General features: G+C 50.5%; 22 protein-coding genes. 21 read left to right on the top strand and 1 reads right to left on the bottom strand.

Features of this window, described 5'->3' with window-relative positions:
• The first annotated feature begins 39 nt into the window (after window positions 1-39).
• The 14 genes from ACO05Z_RS02135 to ACO05Z_RS02070 all read left to right on the top strand — a co-directional run bounded on the left by ACO05Z_RS02135 (window position 40) and on the right by ACO05Z_RS02070 (window position 16205).
• Window positions 40-1215: a CDP-glycerol glycerophosphotransferase family protein gene (locus ACO05Z_RS02135; RefSeq protein WP_421900043.1), complete on the top strand. Its 1176-nt coding sequence runs from the start codon at window positions 40-42 to the stop codon at window positions 1213-1215.
• 19 nt (window positions 1216-1234) lie between these two features.
• On the top strand, window positions 1235-1921 hold the full coding sequence (locus ACO05Z_RS02130) for an NTP transferase domain-containing protein (protein ID WP_421900041.1): 687 nt from the start codon (window positions 1235-1237) through the stop codon (window positions 1919-1921).
• 14 nt (window positions 1922-1935) lie between these two features.
• Entirely contained in the window at window positions 1936-2619 is a 684-nt protein-coding gene (gene pseF / locus ACO05Z_RS02125; protein WP_421900039.1) for a pseudaminic acid cytidylyltransferase, read from the top strand.
• Complete coding sequence (locus ACO05Z_RS02120) at window positions 2579-3613, top strand: PseG/SpsG family protein (protein WP_421900037.1); 1035 nt, start codon at window positions 2579-2581, stop codon at window positions 3611-3613. Before pseF ends, ACO05Z_RS02120 begins: the two co-directional genes overlap by 41 nt.
• A 106-nt stretch (window positions 3614-3719) precedes the next feature.
• Window positions 3720-4634 carry a methyltransferase domain-containing protein gene (locus ACO05Z_RS02115; protein ID WP_421900035.1) on the top strand — a complete coding sequence of 305 codons (915 nt, stop codon included), beginning with the start codon at window positions 3720-3722 and terminating at the stop codon, window positions 4632-4634.
• A gap of 6 nt (window positions 4635-4640) precedes the next feature.
• Window positions 4641-5390, top strand: a complete 750-nt coding sequence (locus ACO05Z_RS02110; protein ID WP_421900033.1) for an SDR family NAD(P)-dependent oxidoreductase — start codon at window positions 4641-4643, stop codon at window positions 5388-5390.
• A 9-nt stretch (window positions 5391-5399) separates the two neighbouring features.
• A complete protein-coding gene (locus ACO05Z_RS02105) occupies window positions 5400-6230 on the top strand; it encodes a transketolase (RefSeq protein ID WP_421900032.1) in 831 nt (276 codons plus the stop codon).
• Window positions 6230-7159: a transketolase family protein gene (locus ACO05Z_RS02100; protein ID WP_421900030.1), complete on the top strand. Its 930-nt coding sequence runs from the start codon at window positions 6230-6232 to the stop codon at window positions 7157-7159. The genes ACO05Z_RS02105 and ACO05Z_RS02100 overlap by 1 nt, the downstream gene beginning before the upstream one ends.
• A gap of 7 nt (window positions 7160-7166) precedes the next feature.
• Window positions 7167-8711 carry a TIGR04372 family glycosyltransferase gene (locus ACO05Z_RS02095; protein WP_421900028.1) on the top strand — a complete coding sequence of 515 codons (1545 nt, stop codon included), beginning with the start codon at window positions 7167-7169 and terminating at the stop codon, window positions 8709-8711.
• On the top strand, window positions 8711-9916 hold the full coding sequence (locus ACO05Z_RS02090; RefSeq protein ID WP_421900026.1) for a methyltransferase domain-containing protein: 1206 nt from the start codon (window positions 8711-8713) through the stop codon (window positions 9914-9916). The genes ACO05Z_RS02095 and ACO05Z_RS02090 overlap by 1 nt, the downstream gene beginning before the upstream one ends.
• A gap of 114 nt (window positions 9917-10030) precedes the next feature.
• The gene (locus tag ACO05Z_RS02085; RefSeq protein ID WP_421900024.1) at window positions 10031-11260 is read left to right on the top strand and encodes an ATP-grasp domain-containing protein; all 1230 of its coding nucleotides are present in this window, start codon (window positions 10031-10033) and stop codon (window positions 11258-11260) included.
• 5 nt (window positions 11261-11265) lie between these two features.
• Window positions 11266-13206 (top strand): glycoside hydrolase, encoded by a 1941-nt coding sequence (locus tag ACO05Z_RS02080; RefSeq protein WP_421900022.1) that lies wholly within the window; start codon window positions 11266-11268, stop codon window positions 13204-13206.
• A gap of 2 nt (window positions 13207-13208) precedes the next feature.
• Window positions 13209-14228 carry a sialidase family protein gene (locus ACO05Z_RS02075; RefSeq protein WP_421900020.1) on the top strand — a complete coding sequence of 340 codons (1020 nt, stop codon included), beginning with the start codon at window positions 13209-13211 and terminating at the stop codon, window positions 14226-14228.
• A 90-nt stretch (window positions 14229-14318) separates the two neighbouring features.
• The gene (locus ACO05Z_RS02070; protein WP_421900018.1) at window positions 14319-16205 is read left to right on the top strand and encodes a glycosyltransferase family 2 protein; all 1887 of its coding nucleotides are present in this window, start codon (window positions 14319-14321) and stop codon (window positions 16203-16205) included.
• A 29-nt stretch (window positions 16206-16234) separates the two neighbouring features.
• Here ACO05Z_RS02070 and ACO05Z_RS02065 read toward each other — a convergent pair whose 3' ends face one another.
• The gene (locus ACO05Z_RS02065) at window positions 16235-17671 is read right to left on the bottom strand and encodes a mannose-1-phosphate guanylyltransferase/mannose-6-phosphate isomerase (RefSeq protein ID WP_421900016.1); all 1437 of its coding nucleotides are present in this window, start codon (window positions 17669-17671) and stop codon (window positions 16235-16237) included.
• A 239-nt stretch (window positions 17672-17910) separates the two neighbouring features.
• On the opposite strand from ACO05Z_RS02065, the gene ACO05Z_RS02060 reads away from it, so the two are divergent.
• The 7 genes from ACO05Z_RS02060 to ACO05Z_RS02030 are packed head-to-tail and all read left to right on the top strand — an operon-like array spanning window position 17911 to window position 24645.
• Window positions 17911-18792, top strand: a complete 882-nt coding sequence (locus tag ACO05Z_RS02060; RefSeq protein ID WP_421900014.1) for an N-acetylneuraminate synthase family protein — start codon at window positions 17911-17913, stop codon at window positions 18790-18792.
• Window positions 18793-20322 (top strand): PfkB family carbohydrate kinase, encoded by a 1530-nt coding sequence (locus tag ACO05Z_RS02055; protein WP_421900012.1) that lies wholly within the window; start codon window positions 18793-18795, stop codon window positions 20320-20322. It begins immediately after the preceding gene.
• A 1-nt stretch (window position 20323) separates the two neighbouring features.
• On the top strand, window positions 20324-21286 hold the full coding sequence (locus ACO05Z_RS02050; RefSeq protein WP_421900010.1) for a hypothetical protein: 963 nt from the start codon (window positions 20324-20326) through the stop codon (window positions 21284-21286).
• Window positions 21225-21869, top strand: coding sequence for an SIS domain-containing protein (locus ACO05Z_RS02045; RefSeq protein ID WP_421900008.1), 645 nt, complete (start codon window positions 21225-21227; stop codon window positions 21867-21869). Before ACO05Z_RS02050 ends, ACO05Z_RS02045 begins: the two co-directional genes overlap by 62 nt.
• A gap of 9 nt (window positions 21870-21878) precedes the next feature.
• Window positions 21879-22949: a radical SAM protein gene (locus tag ACO05Z_RS02040; protein WP_421900006.1), complete on the top strand. Its 1071-nt coding sequence runs from the start codon at window positions 21879-21881 to the stop codon at window positions 22947-22949.
• 51 nt (window positions 22950-23000) lie between these two features.
• Window positions 23001-23627, top strand: a complete 627-nt coding sequence (locus ACO05Z_RS02035) for a hypothetical protein (RefSeq protein WP_421900004.1) — start codon at window positions 23001-23003, stop codon at window positions 23625-23627.
• Entirely contained in the window at window positions 23614-24645 is a 1032-nt protein-coding gene (locus tag ACO05Z_RS02030) for a phosphotransferase (RefSeq protein WP_421900002.1), read from the top strand. The genes ACO05Z_RS02035 and ACO05Z_RS02030 overlap by 14 nt, the downstream gene beginning before the upstream one ends.
• Window positions 24646-24659: the final 14 nt, after the last annotated feature.

The following is a 24659-nucleotide window of genomic DNA, read 5'->3' as shown; positions in this document are numbered from 1 at the left end:
CTTGAACTCAAACCGACTCAAAACGGACAGCGCGAAACCATGCACCAAGACGAACTGCAAAAGCTGCGGGAATTATCAGCATCAGTCCCCAAACAGAAAAATCTGGCCCTGTTCTTCGGGCGCGCAGGCGGATACTTTATTGATAACGTAAAATATTTCTTTATCCACTGCGTGCAGCATAGACCGGAACTGCAATGCTTCTTCCTATCTTTCGACAAAAAAGAAGCTGACCTGCTGAAACGGCAGGGGTTGCCCGCACTGTGGATCAATGACACTGAGACCCTCGCCCTGATGACCAAGGCATCACTGGTGATCAGTGACGATTTCAGCTGGAAAACTCAGGATCAACTCTGGGCCCTGCTCAGTGAAGCAACCTCCATCCAACTCTGGCATGGTATTCCGCTCAAGGCGATCGGCTTCCCGGAAATCCATTCCTCAGTGAACATGAACCCGGAAAAAGCCGAGCACCTTTCCTTCGCTTATTCCGGATATGATGCAGTGCTCTCCACTTCGCCATATTTCACCAAGACTGCTTTCGGCCGAGCTTTCAAGGCCGGGGATTTTCTAGAATTCGGATACCCGCGCAATGACGTGCTTCTGCGCCGTCCCGGCAAATTCGACATGATCAATGCCGACCGCGAGCTATACGCCGAGATGGTTAAATTCCGTAAACAGGGCGGCAAGGTGGTCTTCTTCATGCCCACTTTCCGCGACCTGGGTGGCGGACCGTTTGAGGACGGTGCTATCGACCTCGGTAAACTTTCCCAATTCTGCCAGCAGAACCACATCCTTTTTGTCTGCAAATTCCATCCGTACCTGAGTATCGGACAAGTGCAGATGCCTCCGAATATCGTGCTCATGAATCCCAAGAGCGATGCATACCCGCTGCTCTCCCTTTGCGATGCACTGCTGACCGACTATTCATCCATATATTTCGACTTCCTGCTTCTGGACCGCCCCATGATCTTCTATCCCTACGATTTTGAGGATTACGTGACCAAGAACAGGGAACTCCTTTACGACTATGACGAAATGACTCCGGGCCGGAAAGTCAAAAATAAAGATGATCTCTATACCGCTTTTGAAGAGATCGTGATAAATAATATAGACGACTTTGCGGAAACTCGGAAAAAACTGAGAGAACTATCCTTCACCCACTGCGATGGGAAGGCCGCGCAGAGGCTGGGTGAACACATAATCGCCAACTATCTTTAACCCGCAAAGGGGGCAGATCATGAAAGCAGTTATTCTTGCAGCAGGAATCGGAAGCAGGCTGAGCAGACCTTTCCCAAAATCACTTTCTGTGCTTCCTTACGGGGAGACAATTCTCGGACGTCAGATCCGGCTTATGCGTGAATTGGGCGTAAAAGAAATCATAGTGGTCGTGGGCTTCAAGATGACCCTGATCATGGAGCAGTTTCCGGAAGTTTACTACAAGTATAACCCGGACTACTACATCACCAATACCTCCAAAAGTCTGCTCAAGGCTGTAGATGATCTTGATGAAGACATCCTTTGGACCAACGGCGATGTTGTTTTCGACAAGCCGGTTCTGGAAAAATTCCTCAACGAAGCAAAGGGCGAAAGCCGCATCGCAGTCGACCGCAAGTCCTGTGGCGAAGAAGAGATCAAGTATGTACTCAACGACAAGGGTTACATCACCGAAATCTCCAAGCAGGTGGTCAATGCCGAGGGTGAAGCAGTAGGCATCAACCTTGTGAAACAAAAGGATCTGGCCGCATACAAGGAAGCCCTGCGCCGCTGCGAGGATCAGGATTACTTTGAAAAGGGTCTCGAATTCATTATTGAAGAAGGAGCCAACCTCAAGCCCGTGGATGTGTCAGACCACGCATGCGTCGAGGTGGATTTTGAAGAGGACTGGCAGTTCGCGGAAAAGACCTTCCTGCGCGCCGACCAGTAAAAATTGGAAGACATATGCAGGTAGCAATTATCCCGGCTAGAGGCGGAAGCAAACGCATTCCCAAAAAATCAATCCGCCCTTTTCTGGGAAAACCACTCATAGCCTATACCATTGAAGCCGCCCGTAAGAGCGGCTTCTTTGATCATATTCTGGTCAGTACGGACAGCGAGGAATTCGCCGAAGTGGCCCGCAAATACGGAGCCGAAGTGCCCTTCATGCGTCCAGCGGAACTGGCCGACGACTTTACCCCCACCCAGCCGGTCATCGACCATGCCGTGGATTGGGTCCGCAACAATTGGGGCGAACTGGAACGCTATTGCCAATTCTTCGCCAACCCCTTTGTTACAGCTGAAAACATCAGCGGCGGCTACAAAATGCTACGCGAACACCGTGCCAATTGCGTGCTCGGAGTTTCGGAGTTCCCCTATCCAATTCTGCGTTCATTCAAAAAAAATGAACAAGGCGGGGTGGAATATGCTTTTCCGGAATATGCCCCTTGCCGATCTCAGGACCTGCCCGTGTTTTTTCATGATGCGGCCCAGTTTTACTGGATGGAACTGACTGATGTTCCGGAGGACCGCGAAGAAGGTCTAAGCCTGCCCTATTTCCTGCCCCGTTACATGGTGGTAGATATCGACACAGAGGAAGACTGGCACATTGCCGAACGGCTCTACCAAGCCTTCATGTGTGATGAATAGTAACGGACCGATTCTTTTTCTCTGCGAAGCCGGGCCGCAGACCGGGTTCGGCCATGCAGGCCGTTGCATGGCTATAGCCGCTGCCTTGCGCGAAGGCTTCGGCTGTGAATCCATTTTCGGATTTCGGGGTGCTCCGGAAGCGGAGGATAAGATAAAGGCTGCCGGATTTAAGACGATTCCCGTCGAAGACTTTGATCTCTGGAAATTTGGTAATGAAGATGCAGTGGTCCTCGACCTGCGCATCTCCCTTGCCCATTCATTTTTCCAACGCGCCAAAGCAGCAGGAAAATCATTGGTCAGCATTGACGACCCCACTCCCAACCGTTTGCACACCGATCTGGCCTTTTATCCGCCTGTGCCCCAATTTCATGAACTGAACTGGGATGGTTTCACGGGCACCATTCATCGCGGCTGGGAATTTATTCCCCTGCGCAAGGAATTCCACCTTCCCGAAAAGCCAAGAGTACTCCATTCTCCTCCGAAAATTTTAATAACCATGGGCGGCAGCGATCCACATCAACTGACCTTGAAAGTCCTCAATGCGCTGAAATCCGTTGATAATGAATGGCAGGCGGAAATTGTAATCGGCCCCATGTTCAATAATCTGGACAAAATCGACCAGATAACGGTAGAGCACGGAAAGAGAGTGAAATTGTTGCATGATATAAAGGACATGTCCTTACACATGCAGCAGGCTGACGCGGCAATTGCCTCTTTCGGCATGACCGCTTATGAACTGGCGGCCTGCGGAGTACCGCAAATGCTGCTTTGTTTAAGCGAAGACCATGCCCGCTCGGCATCGGCATTGCATGCCTCAGGAGCAGCGGTTTCACTGGGAAAATTTGACCGCATATTTGACCGGAAACTGGCAGTAGAACTACAAAACTTCATTTCCGATCAGAATTCTCTCAAGTCCATGGCTGCAAAAGCTGCCGGACTTGGAATCGGGGAAGGGGCGCTGAATATAGCTTCACGAATCATGAAAATGATTTGAACTAATAGGGATTCCAAAGGGGATTATCCCCTTTGGCCGCCGGAGGCGAAATCAAATAGTCTCAAAGCGCGAAGCGCATCAATTCAAAAAGAGCCGGAGCAATATTTTGAGTGACCGAAAATGCTGGATCGATCACAGCGGCATAGTGCTGCATTCCGTTAATGGATTTGATGTAATCCATTGCGAAAGCTGCGGCTTCAAGCACATCATCCCCATTCCCGATGAAGAGGAACTGGAACGCATCTACAAGCATGAGTACCATGTCAAAGACAAACCGCTAATGCTCCAGCATCAGCTGGAAGATGCTGACTGGCATGAAGCCACCAACAAAGCCCGTCTGGAATCCATTGAAAAGCAGCTAAAACGCAAGGGTTCCATTCTGGATATCGGTTCCGGCAACGGTTTCTTCCTCAAGCAAGCCGTGGAAATGGGTTGGCAGACCAAAGGCGTAGAACCGTCTGACAAGGCGGTGAAGTATTGTAATTCCATCGGCCTAGATGTGGTCCACGGTGTCTTTGATCAGCAATGCGCAGATTCCATTGGAAAATTTGATGTGGTCCATCTCTGGGAAGTGCTCGAACATCTGCCTGATCCGATTGCTATGCTTGCCCTCTGCCGTCAGGTGCTCAATCCCGGTGGGATGATTGTTGTCGGCGTCCCCAACGATTATAATAAACTGCAGAAAATCATGAGTGAGGATCTAGGCGAAAAACCTTGGTGGCTGGCTCCTCCGCATCATATAAATTTCTTTAACCGCAGCTCCCTTGAACGACTGCTGCGGCGGCTGGATTTTGAACCACTGCACTACGAAATTACTTTCCCCATGGAACTCTTCCTGCTTATGGGCAAAAACTATTTACAGGACCCGGAACTGGGCCGAGAATGCCACGCCATGCGCAAGGAACTTGAACTCAACCTGACCCGCACCGGAAATCGAGATGTGCTGGACAAGCTCTACAATAGCTTTGCCGAAGCCGGATTCGGACGCCATGCTTTACTCATGGCAGGCAAAAAGGACTAACGATACATGCAAAGACTGAAAGATAAAATCGCACTGGTAACGGGTGGAGGCCGAGGAATAGGTAAGGCCATCAGCCACAAGCTGTCTGCTGAAGGAGCGCAAGTAATCATTACATGGGTCGGCGACCGTGAAAGCGCCCAGCAGACCGCAACAGAAATTTCCAAAGACGGCGGCAAAGCGCGCATCCTGAAACTTGAGGTCAGCAGTGCGGATTCCGTGGACGCTGTTGTTGCCGACATCACTGCCAATGAAGGCAGGCTTGATGTGCTGGTTAATAATGCCGGAATCAATGATCCGCAGGATTTCGACAAGATCACCCCGGAAGAATGGGACCGCATCATGTCCGTTAATCTGAAGGGACCTTTCCTGTGCACCCAACGCTGCCTTGAGCTGCTCAAGAAAAGCAATGCCGCCAGCGTAATCAACATCGGTTCGGTAAGCGGGCAATACGGCGGACCGCGCACCGCTCACTACGCAGCCAGCAAAGCCGGACTCATTTCCATGACCCAAGTGGCGGCACGCTTCGGTGCCCAGTGGAAAATCCGCTGCAACACTGTTGCCGCAGGACTTGTGGTTTCGGACATGGCCGATGCGGGCCTAAAGAACCCCGCAGTACAAAAGGCTGCTGAGAATGTACTCCTGAAACGGTTTGCCGCAGCCTCGGAAGTAGCAGACAGCGTAGCCTATCTTGCTTCTGATGAAAGTTCATACATCACTGCCCAGACCATCAACGTCAACGGTGGACTGTATTTCTAAGGAGAACCAATGGCCCAGTTTCAGGAACTAAAGAATTTCGCTGCCGAGCTGCGCAAATCCATCATCACCATGAACTGCTATGCCGGATCAGGACATCCGGGCGGCTCCCTATCTTGTGTGGAAGTTATCAGCTGGCTCTTTGCCAAGGAAATGAATTTCAGCCCGGAAAACATAGATAATCCTTGCCGGGACCGTTTCATCCTTTCCAAAGGCCATTCCTGTTTGACCTTATACGCTGCACTGGCGGAAAAAGGTTTCTTCTCCAAGGAAGAATTCAAGAAACTGCGCCATGCTGACGGCATGCTGCAAGGCCACCCGGACCGCATCAAAACTCCGGGTGTGGAATTCAACTCCGGTTCTCTGGGACAGGGTTTCTCATTCGCACTGGGCTGTGCCCTCGGAGCCAAGCGGGCCTGTCGCGATAACCGCACCTATGTGCTGCTCGGCGATGGAGAACTGAACGAAGGCCAAATCTGGGAAGGCAGTATGTTCGGTGCCCACCACAAACTTGATAACATTGTGGCCGTAGTGGACTACAATAAATTTCAGAGTGATGACCTCAACGAGAACATCACCGCCCTTGAACCGCTGAATGACAAGTTCAAAGCCTTCGGCTGGCAGGTCATTGAAATTGACGGTCACGATTTCCGCGAAATTGAAAACGCTTTCTACCGCGCCCGGACAACTGCTGGCAGGCCGACCATGATCATCGCCCACACCGTAAAAGGTAAAGGAATTTCATACATGGAGAACGTTCCCAAATGGCACGGCAGCCTCTGTCCCACCGGGGAAGAACGGGAATGCGCCCTACGCGAATGCGGATGTGAGGAGCTTGAATAATGCAAAATATGCGTGACGAATTCGGTAAGGCCCTTGTAGAACTTGCCGCCATCCGTGATGATTTCGTGGTACTTGATGCCGACGTTGCCGGAGGAACCGGGACCTACCATTTCCGCAAGGCCTACCCGGACCGCTTCATCCAGTGCGCCATTGCCGAACAGAACATGTTTTCCATGGCTGCGGGACTGGCGGAATCCGGTATTATCCCCATTGTGACCTGTTATGCGGTCTTTGCTTCCATGCGTGCTCTGGAACAGGCCCGCAACTCCATTGCCTACCCTGATTTCAACGTCAAGATTGCGGCCAGCCACCTAGGCCTTGATGTCGGCCCGGACGGGGCAACCCATCAGGCCCTTGAAGATATTTCCATTTACCGGGCCATTCCCAACATGACCGTGGTTTCCCCTGCTGATCCAATTGAAATGCGCGCAATGCTGCCCCATCTGCTGGACAGCCACGGCCCGCTCTACATGCGCACCGGACGCAGTCCCCTGCCTAATGTTTTTGATTCCAATACAGTATTTGAACCGGGCAAAGCGCAAGTTCTCGTGGAAGGTGAAGACTGTACCATCATGGCTGTGGGCGTCATGGTCCACAGGGCTGTTGAAGCCGCACAGAAGCTTGCAGAGGAGGGTATATTCTGCAGGGTACTGAACATGAGCTGGCTCAAACCTATGGACGAAGAAGCGGTTATCAAAGCCGCCAAAGAGACCGGGGCCATTGTGACCTGTGAAGACCACAACAAATATGGCGGGCTTGGCGGAGCAGTTATGGAAATCGTCTGCGAAAACCATCCGGTCCCAGTTGAGCGGGTGGCAATTGATGATATTTTCGGCAGTTCTGGAGAACCGGAAGACCTTGCCCGTGAATACGGACTCATGCCTGAAGACATCGCCAAGGCTGTACGCCTGGTCCTGAAACGAAAATAGGAGCGTAATGGCTGCCCGAAAACGTCTGCTTATCATCGGCACTGCCCAGCAGTGTCATATCAGGGACTTCCTTGATAGTTTGGACCGCAGCAACGCGAACACAATGCTTCTGCTTCCTGAACGGGACCGGGGTGTTTTTGACGATGAACAGGCTATATTTTTCTCCGGCACATTCCACGCCCTTTTTCCTCCGCTACTGAAAACAATCCTCTCCTTCAAGCCGCATGAAGTCGTAATTGTCTGCGGCATGACCTATGACCATGACAACGTGGTCCGCGCGATTTCCTTTTACGCAAACTTCTACAAGCTGCGCATCAAGACCTGCATTAGAAATAAACTGTTACCGGCTGATCTGGATTTACGTCCCAATCCTTTCAAAGAAATTTGCAAGTGGGCATCTTTTGGAGTGCTGGCCCTGTTGATAAAAGCTATCTCCATTTTCAAGCCTGTACGGGTAGCAGAAATATATTCTCCACGCTTGGGTCATCTGGCTCTGGATTGCGAGACCTATCTCTCAGAAAAAGAACTGGGGCGGCATGATGGCTTCATTGACCTCTTCTGCTTCAAAGACAATCAAGTAGCCAATCCGACATTGGGCAGACTTTTCTCTCGTCAAATGCATATCAGCGAGAGCTTCCATTATCTGCTGCAAGCAGTGAAAACCTTCAACCTGACCCAAAAGCATGAGCTGCTTTTAAACACCCGGACCATCTCCTTTGCCCGCGACTATGAATGCGTAATCCAGCAGACCGATACCCACGTTCATTTCACCCCCGAAGAACTGGCCCGGGGACGCCGTGAATTTACTGATCTGGGCCTTGATCCTGACCGTCCGCACATCTGCCTACTTGGCCGGGACAGCGCTTTCCTGCACCAGACCATGCCCGCAAGTGACGGGGATATGCAGGAACCCCGCAACATGGATATTTCCACCTTCAAATCCGGAGCCGAAGAACTGCTCCGCTTGGGCTATAATGTGATCAGGATCGGCAGCATTGTTCAGGAACCGCTTGAAATCGAGCACCCGAATTTTATGGACTACGCATGCAGCGGCAAGCAGAACGATTTCATGGATATTTACCTGCCTGCGACCTGTAATTTTTTCGTAGGTGTTCAGAGCGGCCCCATGCATGTGGCCAATGTTTTCCGTATTCCCTGCCTGCGCATCAACGTGGCCAGATTGGAAGTTATCGAATACTGCTCTCCCGAAGATCTGGCCCTCTTCAAACTCGTACGCTCAGAATCATCAGGGCAAATCTTAAGCATTCCTGAAATAATCGACGCCGGAATCAGCAAATGGCCTATTGAAAACTTTGCAGATTCAGAATTTACGGTTATTGACAATACAGAAGACGAACTGCTGGAAGCTATTAAGGAAATGCATCTGCGGGTAAGTGGAAAGTGGCAACCGACCGGGGAAGAGGAAAAGTTGCAGCAACACTACCGGTCTTACCTCAAGGGTTCAAACTACAATACCCGGTTTGAAACTCCGATCAGTGCTTATTTCCTGCAAAAACACGCGGACGAACTCTTTAACTCGAAGGACAGCTGATGGATACTCCGATTATTCTGGTACAGGCGGCATCTAGGGCTTGGAGCGGCGCACCGGACTGGTGCATGAACGAAGTTGACGGACGCCCTGTTGTGGCCCTGACTGTTGAAAGCGCACTCAAGGAATTTCCCGCAGCGGATATTCGAATCATCGCACCCGAGTTTGACCGTGGTGGCAGGCTGGATGAAATCCCGGCCATGTTTCCGGAGCATAAAATTTCTGTTTTTTACGGGCATGACAACAGCCCGCTGGAACGTATGATCGCGGCCCTTGAAGATGTAGAAGACCAGACCCCGTTTATCCGGGTAGACGGACTGCATTTCGGCTGGCTGGCCGACCATGCCCGGACCATGCTCAAACAGGCTGAAAAAGAAGGACTGGACTGCGTTAAAACCGAAGACGATTTTCCCATCCAGCTCACTGCGGATATTTATCGACTCTCTGCACTAAAAAAAGCGCTCTCCATTCTTGAAGAACGGCCCAACGGAGCGCCCTACCGGGTTCACCCTAAATTCTTCCTGTTCAATGAAACCGAAGAATTCAAATGTGCCCGCATAGCCGGACCTGCCGTCAGCGAGCAATGGCTTAAGAAATGCCGCGAAACCGCTGAGCAGGTATATGTAGCCGGAAATATGAATGTGGGCCAGCACAAGTCCATCAGTGCCGGGGATCAACTCAGCTTTCATTATGAACTGGCCCTTGATTACATCAGCCCGGAAGCGCAAGTTCTGGACTGTGCCTGCGGTCCCGGATACGGAGCCCGGATCCTCGCCGGAAAAGCACAAAAAGTCATCGCCGCCGATCTCGATATCGAGACCGTGCGTCTGGCCTCATCCGGAAAATATTTTGAAAACATAACCTTCCAGACCGGGGATGTGACCTCGCTCAGCTTTGAAGACGGTAGCTTTGACGCGGTGACCAGCTTCGAAACCGTGGAACACGTCAATCCCGCACCGTTCTTTAAGGAAATGGAACGGGTGCTCAAACCGGGCGGGTTGCTCATCCTGAGCACTCCCCAGAACAGCCTCGGCCATATTCCGGTCAATTCCCAGCATCTGCACGAGTTTTCCCTGCAGGAAATCAGTGGGCTGTGTTCCGAACATTTTGAAATCATGCAGACCACGGGCATCAAGCAGGGGCGCATTGTTTTCCCTGATGATCCCAAAGGGCAGAATACTTTTATGGTTTGTCGTAAACCTGTTTAAGAATGCCTCCGGCGGCCAAAGAAACTTTTTGAAAAAAATTTCTCTGGACTCTTCAAAAACTTTTAATATGGCTTCGCCGTTTCATACGGTAAGTCATCAAAGATAAAATAATTTATGCGTAAGACACTAATCGTGATCGGGGCGGGACTGGAATCTATTCCGGTGCTGCAAAGGGCAAATGAAATGGGACTGCATGTGGTGGCTGTTGATGCCAACCCGCAGGCTCCCGGATTCGCTTACGCCCATGAACCGCTCATCGGTTGTGTCTATACCCCGGAAATAACGGTTGCCGCCCTGACCAAATGGTCGCAAAAGGGCGGCAAACCGCAGGGTGTCATCTGTGCGGCGGTTGATGCTCCGGGCACGGTAGCGGCAGTGGCTGACCATTTCGGACTGACTGCGGTCAGCGTGGAAACGGCCCGGCTGGCTACGGATAAGAAAGCTATGAAAGACCGTTTCAAGGAACGCGGAATCCCCATCCCGTGGTATCGGGAAATCTTCAGCGCAGAAGAATTGGCCTGCATTCAGGATGAACGGCGGGAAACGCTGGTCATCAAGGCTGTTGACAGCCGGGGAGCACGTGGGGTGCTGCGCCTTGTTTACGGATCAGCCGACATGCCCGATCCCGCATGGTCCTTTGCATGTGCCAAGAAAGAATCTCCGACAGGCCGGGTCATGGTGGAAAAACACCTCGCTGGACCGCAGATCAGTACCGAGGGTTTTGTGGTCAACGGAGAATCCTTCTGTCCCGGTTTCTCGGATCGCAATTACGAATTTCTGGACCGTTTTGCACCCAACATCATTGAAAACGGCGGCGATCTGCCCTCTTTTCTGGATCAGGATACGCAGCAGGCTGTCAAAGACCTTTCCGGTCAGGCGGCAAAGGCTCTGGGTATTAAAAATTCCATGTTCAAGGGTGATATGGTAGTGCATGAAGGCAAGCCCTATGTAATTGAAATGGCTGCCCGTCTTTCCGGAGGCTACTTCTGCTCCCATGAAATTCCTTGGAACACCGGGGTAGATTTCACAGGTACGGCCATCCGGCTGGCCCTAGGGGAAACACCTAGCCCAACGGAGCTGACTCCTTCATTCCAAAAAGGCGTAGCCCAGCGCTATCTTTTCCCCAAGCCGGGAAAAGTACAGGCGATCGAAGGGGTTGAAGATGCGCAGTCCATGGACGGAATCAGCATGGTGGAAATTCGCACCGCTGTAGGTGAAACAATATCCCCGGCCACCAGCCATCCGGCCCGTGCCGGAGTGGTCATGGCAAGAGCCGAGACCCGCGAAGAAGCCATCAAACAGGTTGAAAAGGCTGTAGCTGCCATTAAAATCATCACTGCATAGTTGATATGAAAATCTTTGCCATATTCCATCTCAACCTCATGTTTTCTTCCATTCCCGAAGAAAGCCGCCTGGAGGTCATCAAACGCTGCTACTGGCCTCTCTTAAGGCTGGCAGAAAAGGGTTTTCCTCTGGGTATCGAAGCTTCAGGGATCACCCTTGAAATCATCCGCGATCTTGATCCTCTGTGGGTCAAAATTTTCAAAAAAATGCTAATTGAAGGTAAAGCCGAATTTATCGGCAGCGGATACGGGCAGATCATCGGTCCCCTTGTTCCACCAGCATTGAACCGGGCCAACCTCAGTCTTGGCAATAAAACGGGAAAGGAAATTCTGGAAACCATCCCCCGGATAGCACTGATCAATGAACAGGCATGGTCCGCAGGCATGGCGAATCACTATCTTGAGGCCGGATACAAAGCGGTCTTCATGGATTACGACAACCCCGCCCGTTACGCTGACTGGGATGAACAAATCCAGCATTTTCCGCAACGGGCCAAAGGGACCAACGGCGAATCCATCCCGGTAATCTGGAGCCGTTCCATGGTCTTCCAGAAACTGCAAAGGTTTGCCCACCGGGAATTGGAGTTGGATGAATACCTCAATTACGTTGAAGGGCTGGGAACCGGGGAAGGCTGGCTGCCCATCTACGGCAATGATGCTGAAATTTTTGATTTCCGCCCCCGCCGCTACAAGAATGAAGCCGTACAGGAAGCGGAAAGTGAATGGATACTGATTGAACAGGTATTTGAAATCCTGCGGGCACGCGGTCATGAATTCCAACTGCCCAGCACTGTTCTTCAAGGTCTAGAACACAAGTCCGGCGGCAACGAACTGGAGCTGAGCTGTGCCAGCCAACCCATTCCGGTCAAAAAACAGAGTAAATACAACATCACCCGCTGGGCCCTTAGCGGACGCGACGATTTCCAGCTCAATTCCCTATGCCGTGCAGTCTGCCATAAGCTTGAGCAAAACTTTCCCTTCTGTACTGAGAATGAAGACAAATGGCGGGACCTTTGCTTCTGCTGGTCCAGCGACCTGCGCACCCACATAACAGGTAAACGCTATAACGACTCGCTGACAAAACTGGAACAACTGGCCTTTGCCACCAAGGCGGCAGTCCGCGAACCATATATCCAAATATCAGGAACTCCGGCCCGTAACCATGGACGCATGCTCAAGCTGGAAACTGAATACGCAGATGTAACCCTGAATACCGCCAAGGGATTGGCTGTACAGGAAGCATCATTTCCCTCCCACGGCAATATCCCCGCATTCGGAACCCTTGGGCATGGCTACTTTGAGGAAATCGACCTCGGCGCGGATTTCTTTTCCGGGCACATCATCATGGAAGGTCCGGGGATACCCAAAGACACCGACTTAGCCCGGGTTACCCCGCTAATTGACGATAGTGATGAGTTCATCACAGCTTCCTGCTCCATCGACCTTTATCAAGGCATGCTCGATAAAGCCGTACGCATCCACAAAAACAGGGAACAAATAGATATCCTGTACCGCTTTGCGCTGGCTTGCAGACCGCCGGGATTCGCCCGTATCGGACACATCACTCTGCTCACAGCAGACATGGACCCGGCAAAACTTTTCTATGCCAGCAGCAACGGAGGGCTGGAAGAACGCTTCCCCCTGAACGGGCTGACCTTTGATCACAGCAATAATATTTCATTTGCCGTATCAGCCTCTCAGGGACTGGGCATGACCAATTCAAAAATAATACTCGGCGGGGCTGAACGGGCCTTGAAAATTTGCCCGCTTTACCCGGAGCACGGCTTTATCGGCATGATCAAATGCAGACAGGCTGCACCTTCACCTTTTGTGCGGGTTTTCTTTTCCATGCAGGAGATGGATGAGACCAGTATGCGTGGATGCGGACCGGACCCCAAATTTAATTTCAGCACCGGATTCAGCATAAAACCCCGCCCCGGAGAATAGACATGCTTAAGAAACGACCCAGACTTTCCGTCTCCATCATCGACACCAAGAGGATCACCCCGGAGGAATGGGACGGTTACCAGTCCTTCCCGACCATTACCGATGTGAATGGAGAACTGCTGGTAGGCTTTCGCAGAGCGGTGAACATCAGTGAAGACCTGCGCCAGAGGATGGATCACGGTATGGCCGGTGACATATACACCACCCGCTCCACCGACGGGGGCCAGACCTTTGAAAGTCCGCAGCTGATCATAAGCCATGCCGAAAACCGGACCAACGAGCACGATGCCCTCGTAACCCATCTGGGCAACAACAAAGTACTGCTCATTTCACGCACCCACACCTCAGAATTGCGCCGCAACTATTATTCCCTGAGCACTGACGGCGGCAGAACTTTTCCTCCCCGCCAGCCGCTGGACCTGCCCGGTGGAGAATGGGCCTCTTTCGGGCATTTCATTCCCAGTCAGGATGACGAAAACACATTCATTGGTTCGTTCTATAACGGCCCGGGCTGCGGAACTTTCCACTTCAACCCTGAAAGCGGGGAAATTTCCCGGCAATCCTATATTTACGAATATTTCCCGGAATACCGGCTCAATGAGACATCTATTGCCCGTCTGCCTTCAGGCCGAATACTGGCTATGCTCCGCCAGCAGCCATGTATGGGCGGGCTATTCAAAGCCCATTCCGATGATGACGGCAAGTCATGGTCTACAGCAAAGCCCATCGGGCTATACGGGGAGGCACCTTCCATCAAGCTCTTACCGGATGGACGGGTGCTGGCTATCTACCGGGGGATGATCCGTAAAAATCCAAAGTGCCGCGTAGCTCTAACCGTCTCCGAAGACGAAGGCGAAACATGGAGCCGTCCCCAGACATTGGCATGGTACAAGGGCGGACGATTTCACGGCGGCTACGGAGATCTGGCAATAAATGACAAGGGACAGGTCGTTACAGTCTACTATATTTCACGCAAACATGAAGGACCGGTGGTGGAACGGATGTTACTTGTGGTTGCGTAAAGCTAGAATTGATATTGAAGAGCCTTCTTTTCTTAAGTATTGTTACCCGGCAACAAAAATCAGCAAGCCAAGATCGAGGATTCAGACATAATGCATTTTATCATTACAGCCCCACCGAAAGCATACATTCCGGAACCACGCATCAGGGAATTACTGGACCTCAGCGGACAAGCAAAGCTGACCGTGGCTGCCGCACAAATTTCTGCCCGTTCAGTTTCCATGCTCGAAAAGATAGCTGAAGAAACAGGCCGTCTGAAACTGATCCTGTCTGAAAAGGGTAACGCAACTCCCTGCATTGAAGCAGCTCTCAAAGAAGCTCTAGATTCAGAGGCCGAGCTGACTGCAATCATTGATGGTCGCATTGCGCTTACAGCAAAAGCAATCCCCACGGCCATGAGAATCATGCAGGACAATGAGAATTGCAGCTTTGGCATCCCCAGTGCACCGCTGTCTGCATTGGAAATGGTTCTTAATATGCTCCAAGAGCCTTACTATCCACCCCTCATCATCCTGCGCAATAAACAGCTCGAATCCAGCTGCGAACTCAGGGAAAATCTGCATTTATTTGCCCTGCCGGAGATGCTGTTGCGGCTCTCCACTACAACTCTTCCTGCCCCCCTGCCGCCGGAAATAATCACCTCAGCACCGGAACACCGCCAGAACCCTGAAGATGAGCAGCGGGCTATGGATGAAGAAAATTTCGTTCTGGAAGAATACCAGAAACACTTCTTCAATCGTGCCTTCAAATGGCTGCCTATTAAAGAGGTCACGGCTGAACTTTCTCTGCGCATCAACAAAGTAGTGCAACTCTTCGAACAATTGAAGGGAGGGAGAATTGAATCCATCGAAGAGTATGACCGCAGTCTTTTCCGCTACTCCCTGCTGGCTCTTTTCTCCGGGGAAGTGGACAGTGCACGGCAGATGCTGGACACAAGCTTCAGCGTAGTTGGAGAACGTCCAGCGCTAATGCGCATCTACAAGCAGCTTGTAATGAACTTCCCCCTTGAAAAGGGACCGATTGGCGGCCCTGGAAAAGTCAGCATTGTCATCCCGCTTTTCAATCAGGGGCATTACCTTGAAGAAGCGGTTATATCGATTGTGAACCAAACCTACACCAACTGGGAAATATGCATCATTAATGACGGCTCCACGGACAATTCATACGAAGTAGCCAAAGAATTGGTGGAAAGACTTGCTGATAAGCGGATCACCCTGCTGACTCATCAAAACCGGGGCAAAGGCGGTACCCGCAACCGGGGTATCCGTGAAACAGACGGTGAATTCGTAACCACCCTTGATTCAGATGATATGATTACCCCGGACTATCTGGCCACAGCAGTCAGAATGATGAAGGAAAATCCCAGAGTCGGCTGGGTTACGCCCAAGACCCTTGTCTTTGGAAAAGACAACCACATCGCATGGGGAGATGAATTCAATTTTCTGGAAACCATCCGGGCCTGCCCATCTCCCAGTTCTTCCATTGTCAGACGGGCGGCACTTGAGGAAGTCGGGCTGTTCCGGGAAGACCTGACGGACCGGGAGGACGCTGAATTCTGGTTACGTTTTATTGAGAAAGGATGGACCTCAGTTACCACTAAGGAGCCTCTTTTCCTTTACAGACATGCCTGCTGCCGCCCCGGAATCACTAATATTTTCAACATGTCCAGCAAGGAAGAAATAACTTCCCTGCATCCATGGTGGTTCAGGCAGGACCTGGCTCCGGATTTGAAAGAAAGGGCCTTCATGGAATTTCCTGTCTACCGTTTTTCCGATTGGTTCATAAACTGGGAAAATGTAAAAAAAGCAGTAGACGCTTTCAATGACCGCGATGAATACCTTGAAGTTATTGAAAAAATGAAATCTGAATATCCTCAAAGGGATAAACCGTCCCGTTGGCAAAGCGATGACGATGACAGCTATCTGGATGCCCGAGAAAAACTTTTCGGGGTAAGGTCGATTAAAACTGAAGAAGAATAGTCTCTTAAGCAAGACAATCTGTCTGCCGCTTAAAAGCTATTTCCTTCGTACATCCGTCCGTACAAATCTTCCAGACGCACAATATCGTCCTCACCAAGATAGCTACCAGTCTGAACCTCGATTAACTCGAGATCAACCTTGCCGGGATTATGCAAACGGTGCACGGAAGAGAGCGGAATATAAGTGGATTGATCTTCGGTAAGAACCATTTCTTCATCATCCCGGGTAACAACAGCGGTTCCCTTGACCACGATCCAATGCTCGGCCCTGTGGTAATGCTTTTGTAATGATAATGTCTGTCCGGGAGAAACGATAATCCGCTTAACCTGATACCTATCGCCCTTATCTATGGACTCGTAGTTGCCCCACGGACGATAGACCTTTGTATGTGATTCATACTCACTACGCCCTTCTTCCTTCAAACGTCTGAATATCTTTTTAACATCCTGCACCCGGTCCAGCCGTGACACCAACACCGCGTCCTTTGATTCAACCACGGCAATATTCTCAAGACCGACTCCTGCCACCAAACGCTCCGAGGAATGCACATAACAATTTGTAGAGTCCTCCAGCAACACATCGCCAATGCTGACGTTAGCACTTTCATCTTTATCCCGGACATCATAAAGCGAAGACCATGCCCCCACGTCACTCCATCCGCAATCAAGAGGAACCACAATTCCCTTAGAAGTCTTTTCCATTACCGCATAATCAATGGAGTCTTCCGGGCAACGTTCAAAGGAATCCTTATCCAGACGAAGAAAATCAAGATCTTCACGGGCCTTATCAACTGCGTTACGACAACAATGGATCATTTCCGGCTCAAATTTTTCCAATTCCTGCAGATAAGCATCAGCTTTGAATAGAAACATGCCGCTATTCCAGTAGTAATCACCGGAAGAAATATACTGCTCAGCCCGTGCAAAGTCCGGCTTTTCCACAAAGCTGTCTATGAAAAATCCTTGACCGGAACTTTCCGGCACAACCTTATCGCGCTTGATGTAACCATATCCGGTTTCCGGCTTGTCCGGGACAATACCGAAGGTAACCAGCCCGGAATCCTCTGTGTACTCAGTTGCCATGGAAAGACAGGATAAAAACGGATCCACATCATGAATGTAATGATCGGAAGGAAGGAGCAAAACATCGGGGTTACCGCCGGACTGCAAGGCCAGCATAGACCCTATTGCCGCAGCCGGGGCAGTACTCCGGCCCATTGGCTCCAGGACGATGCGCTCCGGTTCCACACCAATGGCCTGCAACTGCGAGGCTATAATAAATCTATATTTTTCATTGGTAACCACAATTGGATTACTCATTTCCGGGAGCAACGCAACCCGCCGGACAGTCTCCTGCAGCAGGGAATATTCGCCACCCAAAACAGGCATCAGCTGTTTAGGAAAATTTTTTCTGGAAAGTGGCCACAATCGGGAGCCTGTCCCGCCTGCCAAAATAACTGGAATCATAACCGCTCCCTTTTAACCCGCTCTGAAAGGAAATATTGGCAAAAAAATGACATTCACGACTCAACAGCATGAAATAGTGCTATATTTATACCAAAATTATTATATAAAATGTGTACTACAAAAAGAATACCTTGCCTAGGATAGGTCGGGAATCAGCTGACATACGTTGACTTGTCCGCTTACGGGAAATAGTCTGGCGGCAGACATTTGAATTCTCAATAAAAAAAGGTAGTCACGCTTTGCCCAGCAATGCAAATTTTTGGCCCCCGCTCTTCATAGCCGAAGTATCCAGCAACCATAGCTGCGACCTTAAGCGCTGCTATGAATTCATCGACACAGCCGCACGTATCGGCTGTGGGGCGATAAAATTTCAACTATTCAAAATAAAAGAACTTTTTGCCTCGGAAATTTTAAACCAAAGCGCCGAGCACCGTAACCGGGAACAGTGGGAGCTGCCGGAATCTTTTATTCCACTCCTTGCCGACCGCTGCCGAAAGAAGGAAATTCTTTTTTCCTGCACCCCGTTCTACCTTGATGCTGTTGCTATTCTGGCCCCGCACGTGGATTTTTTCAAAATTGCATCTTATGAATTGCTTTGGACCGATCTTCTTGAGAAATGCGGATCCAGCGGAAAACCAATAGTACTTTCCACCGGAATGGCGGACATGGATGAAATCAGCACGGCAGTAGAAACCCTGAGCAATGCCGGTTGTGACGACCTGACCCTGCTGCACTGTGTATCAGGCTACCCCGCCCCGGCCACGCAGGCGAACCTTGCTGCCATGCAGACTATGAGAGAGAATTTCAATTGCAAAATAGGCTGGTCTGACCATACAGTAAGCGAAGCTGTCATCCAGCGGGCAATTCATAAGTATGACGCACAGGTAATTGAACTGCATCTTGATCTTGACGAAGCCGGTGAGGAATACAAATTCGGTCATTGCTGGCTTCCGGATCAGGTGGAAAGGATGATCAACGACATTCACGAAGGCTTTGCTGCTGACGGTAATGGAATCAAAAGTCCGGTGGATGCGGAATTACCTGATCGTGAATGGCGGGCCGATCCTGCGGATGGGCTACGCCCTTTAAAATCAATCAGAAAAACATGGAAAGCAGAATAAATGGCCAGTGCGGACAGTAAAATAAAAAGTATTTCAGAGCTCGCGGAAATCGCAAAAGAACTGCGCAAAAGCGGCAAACGTATTGTACTCTGCCACGGGGTCTTCGACCTGCTGCATATCGGGCACATCCGCTATTTTAATCAGGCCAAGGAACACGGGGATGCTTTAATCGTCACCCTGACCCCGGACCATTATGTGGACAAAGGCCCGGACCGTCCGGCCTTCACTGAAATCCTGCGCGCCGAGGCCTTGGCCTCCCTTGGAGAGACCGACTATGTCGCTATCAATGAATGGCCCACGGCCGAAGAGACTCTGCGCGCTATCCGCCCTCACGTATACGCCAAGGGTGATGAATTCAAGGACATCGATAACGATCCGTTGGGCAAGATCGGTAAGGAAGCTGACGTAGTACGTGAGATCGGGGCTGAACTGGTCTTCACCTCGGACATTGTCTACAGCTCCTCCAACCTGATCAACCGCTACCTAAACCGTAATAGCGAAGAGCTGGACGAGTACCTGAAAATGTTCCGCAAACGGTACCAACTGGAAGAAGTACTCGATCATCTGGAGCGTATGCAGGACCTTAAGGTACTCATCATCGGGGATACCATCCTTGATGAATACCAAATAGCTTCCACTCTGGGTAAATCCTCCAAGGACCCTATTCTAGCCCTGAAATACCAGTCCCACGAACTTTATGCCGGGGGCGCGCTGGCCGTAGCCAACCATGTAGCCAACTTTGCCGGAGAGGTGACCCTTTTGACCATGCTCGGTGAAAAGGAGCGTTACGAAGATTTCATCCACGAGAAACTGGACTCCAAAGTCAGACCGCACTTTTTTACCCGTCCAAACGGACCGACCACACTCAAACGCAGGTTTATTGACAGCTATTCCCTGAACAAAGTCATGGAAATCTACGTCATGGACGACAGCCCGTTGCCGGAAAGTGTGGAACAGGAAATCTGTGCTGAACTGGAAACAATCATCTCAGATTACGACCTCGTGCTGACTGCGGATTTCGGGCACGGCCTGATCAGTCCGGCTGTGGTGGAACTGCTGGCAGAAAAATCTCCCTACCTTGCGGTAAATACGCAGGCTAATGCCGGGAACCGAGGCTTCAACACCATCGGCAAATATCCGCAAATGGACTTTTTCTCACTGGCAGAACATGAACTTCGCTTGGAAACCCGTGACCAGATTAATGAATTGCGTCCTCTGCTTATTGAGACCGGAGGAAGGCTGAAGACCAGAATATGTCTGGTAACTCAGGGCAGCCGGGGCTGTTCGCTTTACAATCCGACCAGTGAATTTGTACGTATCCCCTCCTTCCAGTCCAATGTTGTGGACCGGGTCGGAGCCGGGGACGCGCTTTTCTCCATTGCTGCCATGTCCGCCTGCATGGGACTCCATGAAGAGCTGGTCGGTTTCCTTGGCAATATTGCCGGATCACTGGCAGTGCAGATTATGGGTAATGACCGGGCCATCGACAAGCAATCCATGCGTAAATACATAACCGCGACCATGAAATAAAATGAGCAGCAAATACCGCCAATTCGACCGCAACAAACTTAAGGTGCTCCCCCTTGCAGAACGCAAGAGCCTGATCGATACCGGGCTTATTGAAGCCCTCAAACCGTGTGCGGAAGTTCATCCTTCCCTTGAAGCTGTAGCCAAAGAACTTGCTGCCGCACGAGACAAAAGCAGTGCCCGGGTACTTATGATTGGAGCGCATGTTATCCGTTCCGGGATGCAGCGTTATCTTTTCGATTTAATGGAAAAAGGGCTGATCAACTGCATTGCGGTTAATGGGGCCTGCGTCATCCACGATTTTGAATTTGCCCTGCTGGGCCAAACCACAGAATGTGTTGCGACATATATTTCCAACGGTCAGTTCGGCCTCTGGCAAGAAACCGGCCAGCTTAACGAAATCATTTCCAAGGGCAATGCACAAGGGCTGGGTTTCGGCGAGGCGGTAGGGAAGTATATCAGCGAAAACAAACTACCCCATGCGGAAATAAGTATCTTTGCCAAAGCTTACGAGCTGGGTATCCCGGTGACTGTACATGCCGGAATAGGCTACGACATCATTCATGAGCATCCGAATTGTGACGGGGCCGTTATCGGTGAGGCCAGCTACCGCGATTTCCTGATTTTTGCCGCCCAGCTGGAAGCACTTGAACACGGGGTAGTCATGAATTTCGGCAGTGCCATTATGGCCCCGGAAATATACCTCAAGACCCTGGCCATGGTCCGCAATGCTGCTGCAAACTCCAATGCCGGGGCAATCCGGAATTTTACCACATTAGTATGCGATTTGCATGATCTGCCCGAAAAGGTTGGAACTGAAGCCCCTAAAAACGACGCCCAGTACTATTTCCGACCATGGAAAACTATGCTGGTCCGTACTGTAGCTGACGGGGGAAGGAGTTTTTATGTCCGAGGATTTCATAACCAGACCATCCCCCAACTCTGGACTGCAGCAACAAAACTTTAAGCACCGGGAAAAGACCTTGTGGAATAAGCACACGGAAAGATTACAGAACTGCCTGAGCTCCATAGAAGTGAGCGGGATTGACTGCTGTAAGCACGGTTGCGATGAAGCTTTTTCAGTCTGGAAAAATATGACCGAACAACTTCGTGAGCAGGGCAAGATTATTTATCTGATCGGCAACGGAGCCAGCGCATCCATGGCCAGCCATTTTTCCGCCGACCTTGCAAAAAATGCCCATGTGCACACGCAGGTTTTTACCGATCTGGCACTTATTACCGCCCTTGCCAACGATATTTCATATGATCAGGTCTTTGTGGAGCCGCTCAAACGCAGGCTGACCCCGGATGACATGCTGGTTGCCATCAGCAGCTCCGGAAACTCGCCCAACGTGCTCAATGCCTGCCGTTTTGCCGCTGAAACGGGGGCCTCTGTGGTTACCCTCAGCGCCATGTCCGCAGAAAACAATCTCCGCTCCATGGGCGACATAAATTTCTGGCTGCCTGCAAACACCTACGGCATGGCTGAAACCGGACATTCCTGCATTCTCCATTACTGGATGGATTCCGTTTCCATCCCTCCGGCATAAGGATATTTCATGAGCGATAATTTCCGTATAGATTCCCACAAAATGCATTTGCACCCACGACGGGTGGCTGATTGGATGGAAGGGAAAAACATTTACCCCGTATACATGGAGTTGAGTCCTGCCGGGGCCTGCAATCACCGCTGTAAATTCTGCGGCCTCGACTTTGCCGGATACAAACCGGATTTCCTCGACACGGAAACTCTCAGCGCGAGACTCGCTGAAATGGGGCGTCTGGGAGTCAAAAGTATTATGTATGCAGGAGAAGGCGAGCCCCTACTGCACAAGGACATGGCCCGGATTATCCAAACCACCAAGGATGCCGGAATCGACGTGGCCTTGACCAGCAACGCCGTGCTGCTGAACAAAGAAAAATCCACCGCAATCCTGCCCTGCACCAGTTGGATCAAGGTCAGCCTCAATGCCGGGACAGCTCAAACCTACGCCCGCATCCATGGCACGAAGGAGAGTGATTTCCAGCGCGTGCTCAAAAATCTGGAAACCGCCGCCGATATCCGCGAAAAGCAGCACTCCCAATGCACTTTAGGGGTGCAACTGGTTCTTTTGCCAGAAAATGAACAGGAAGTGGAAACCCTTGCCTCACTTACCCGGGACGCGGGCATGGATTATCTGGTGGTGAAACCATACTCCCATCACCCGCAAAGTATTTGCACTGAATACACGGACATCAGCTACACTGATTGCAGCGAACTTGAAGAACGATTGCAAAGCTACAAAACAGATAGCTTCAATGTAATTTTCCGCAGTGAAACCATGAAAATATGGGACGGTCAGGAGCGCAATTACAAGTGTTGCAACGCCCTGCCTTTCTGGTCCTACATTGATGCCAAAGGTAATGTCTGGGGCTGCAGCATCTACCTGAACGATGACAATTTCCTGTACGGCAACATTCACCAAAACAGCTTTGAAGAAATATGGACCGGGACCAAGCGGACGACCTCACTCAAATGGTGTGCCGAAAATCTTGACCCGCAGCAGTGCCGCGTCAACTGCCGCATGGACAAAATCAACGCGTATCTCTGGGAGCTTAAAAATCCCGGCGATCATGTAAATTTTATTTAAGGCAGGGAAAGGTGATAATCCCCTTTGGAATCCCTATTAGAGGTTTGGGTTATGCTTGTTGGAATCGACCTTGATAACACTATCATATGCTATGACAATGCGTTGCATGGTATTGCTGTGCAGCGTGGTCTGATTTTCACCGACACCCCGAAAGTCAAACGGATTATTCGTGATCAGGTCCGTGCCGCACACAGCGAAATTGAATGGCAGAAATTGCAAATTGCCATTTACGGAACGCACATCCAGCGGGCGGAACTCATGCCCGGAGTGTGGGATTTTCTGCTGGGTCTTAAGGCACAGGGAATCAAATTTAAAATCATCAGCCACAAGACCCGCTACCCCAATTACGGTGGCAGCAAAGTTGATTTAAGGGCGGCGGCTATGGAATTCTTAGATCAACAAAATTTCTTTACGCAATCCGGGTTGGGCCTGACTGAAGATGATGTGTTCTTCCTACCCACACGAGCGGAAAAAATCGCAACCATCCGCAAATTAGAATGTTCAATTTTCATTGATGATCTCAAAGAACTGTTCAGCGAACCAGATTTCCCGGAACAGACCGCCAAAATCCTCTTCTCTACTGATACTGATGCCGATTTTCCCGGCCTAAAAGTGTTTAGCGATTTTGCATTAATCAGCAATTTTATTTTTGCGGGGATAAAGAATGGAAAATTCTGATCCCTCCGCACTTGTCCTCCGTTTGACTAGTGAGAATCCAGTCTCTGCCACACGTATCCATGCCGGACGCAACAGCCGAGTTTTCCGGGTGGATTGTGAATCAGGAAAAACTCGGCTGGTAAAATTCTACCTGCAACCTACAGCGGACGGACGCAGTCGACTTAAACAGGAATGGACTGCCCTTAAATTCATGAGCAGGTCCGGTATCACCAATATCCCCCTCCCGCTGGGATTTGATGATTCCGTACAGGGCGCAGTCTATTCATTTATTCACGGCAATCCACTTGAGACAGGAACGGATCAGGCCATTCAGGCTATCCTTACATTTCTCGCCAAACTCAAAGATATTTCCAGACAAGAAGACGGCTCCACTCTGCCCCGCGCAGCAGAAGCCTGCTTCTCCCCTGCTGAACTGGTAGAAAACATCAATCAACGACTCGCCAAACTGCAAATCCTACCGAGCGAAGACGAACTCTATCAACGCATGCATTCTTTTCTGGAAGATAAATTCCTGCCGGAATTTGCCAAAAGTATAGCTGGCGCAAAGCAGCATTTCCCCAGTAAGAAATGGTATGAGGAACTGCCCCCAAAATACCGGACCCTCAGCCCCTCGGACTTTGGATTTCATAACATGACGAAAAGTGACAGCAAGTTCACTTTTCTGGATTTTGAATATTTCGGTTGGGATGATCCGGTAAAAGCAACCTCAGACTTTTTGCTCCATCCGGCCATGGATTTGAACAGCCAGCAATTGGAAATATTTTTCTCTGGTATGAAAGATATTTTTAAAAAGGATGAGCAGTTCATCTCGCGCTTTAAAACCTACCTTCCTTTATTCCGTTTAAAGTGGTGTATGATTCTTCTCAATGAATTCCTAAACCAGCACCTTGAACGACGGGAGTTTGCCGGTGGGGATATTGGCCCGCACCATGCACTGCGCAGGGAACAGCTTGAAAAGGCGGAAAATTTCCTTAATAAAGACCAGAAGATACTCCGCACGTTAAATCTGCGGAACTAATAATTTGGAGAAGA

The sequence above is a fragment of the Maridesulfovibrio sp. genome, assembly GCF_965230075.1.
Lineage (GTDB): Bacteria > Desulfobacterota > Desulfovibrionia > Desulfovibrionales > Desulfovibrionaceae > Maridesulfovibrio.
Note: the sequence above shows the minus strand (reverse complement) of the source record. Positions and strands in the feature narration are given on the sequence as shown.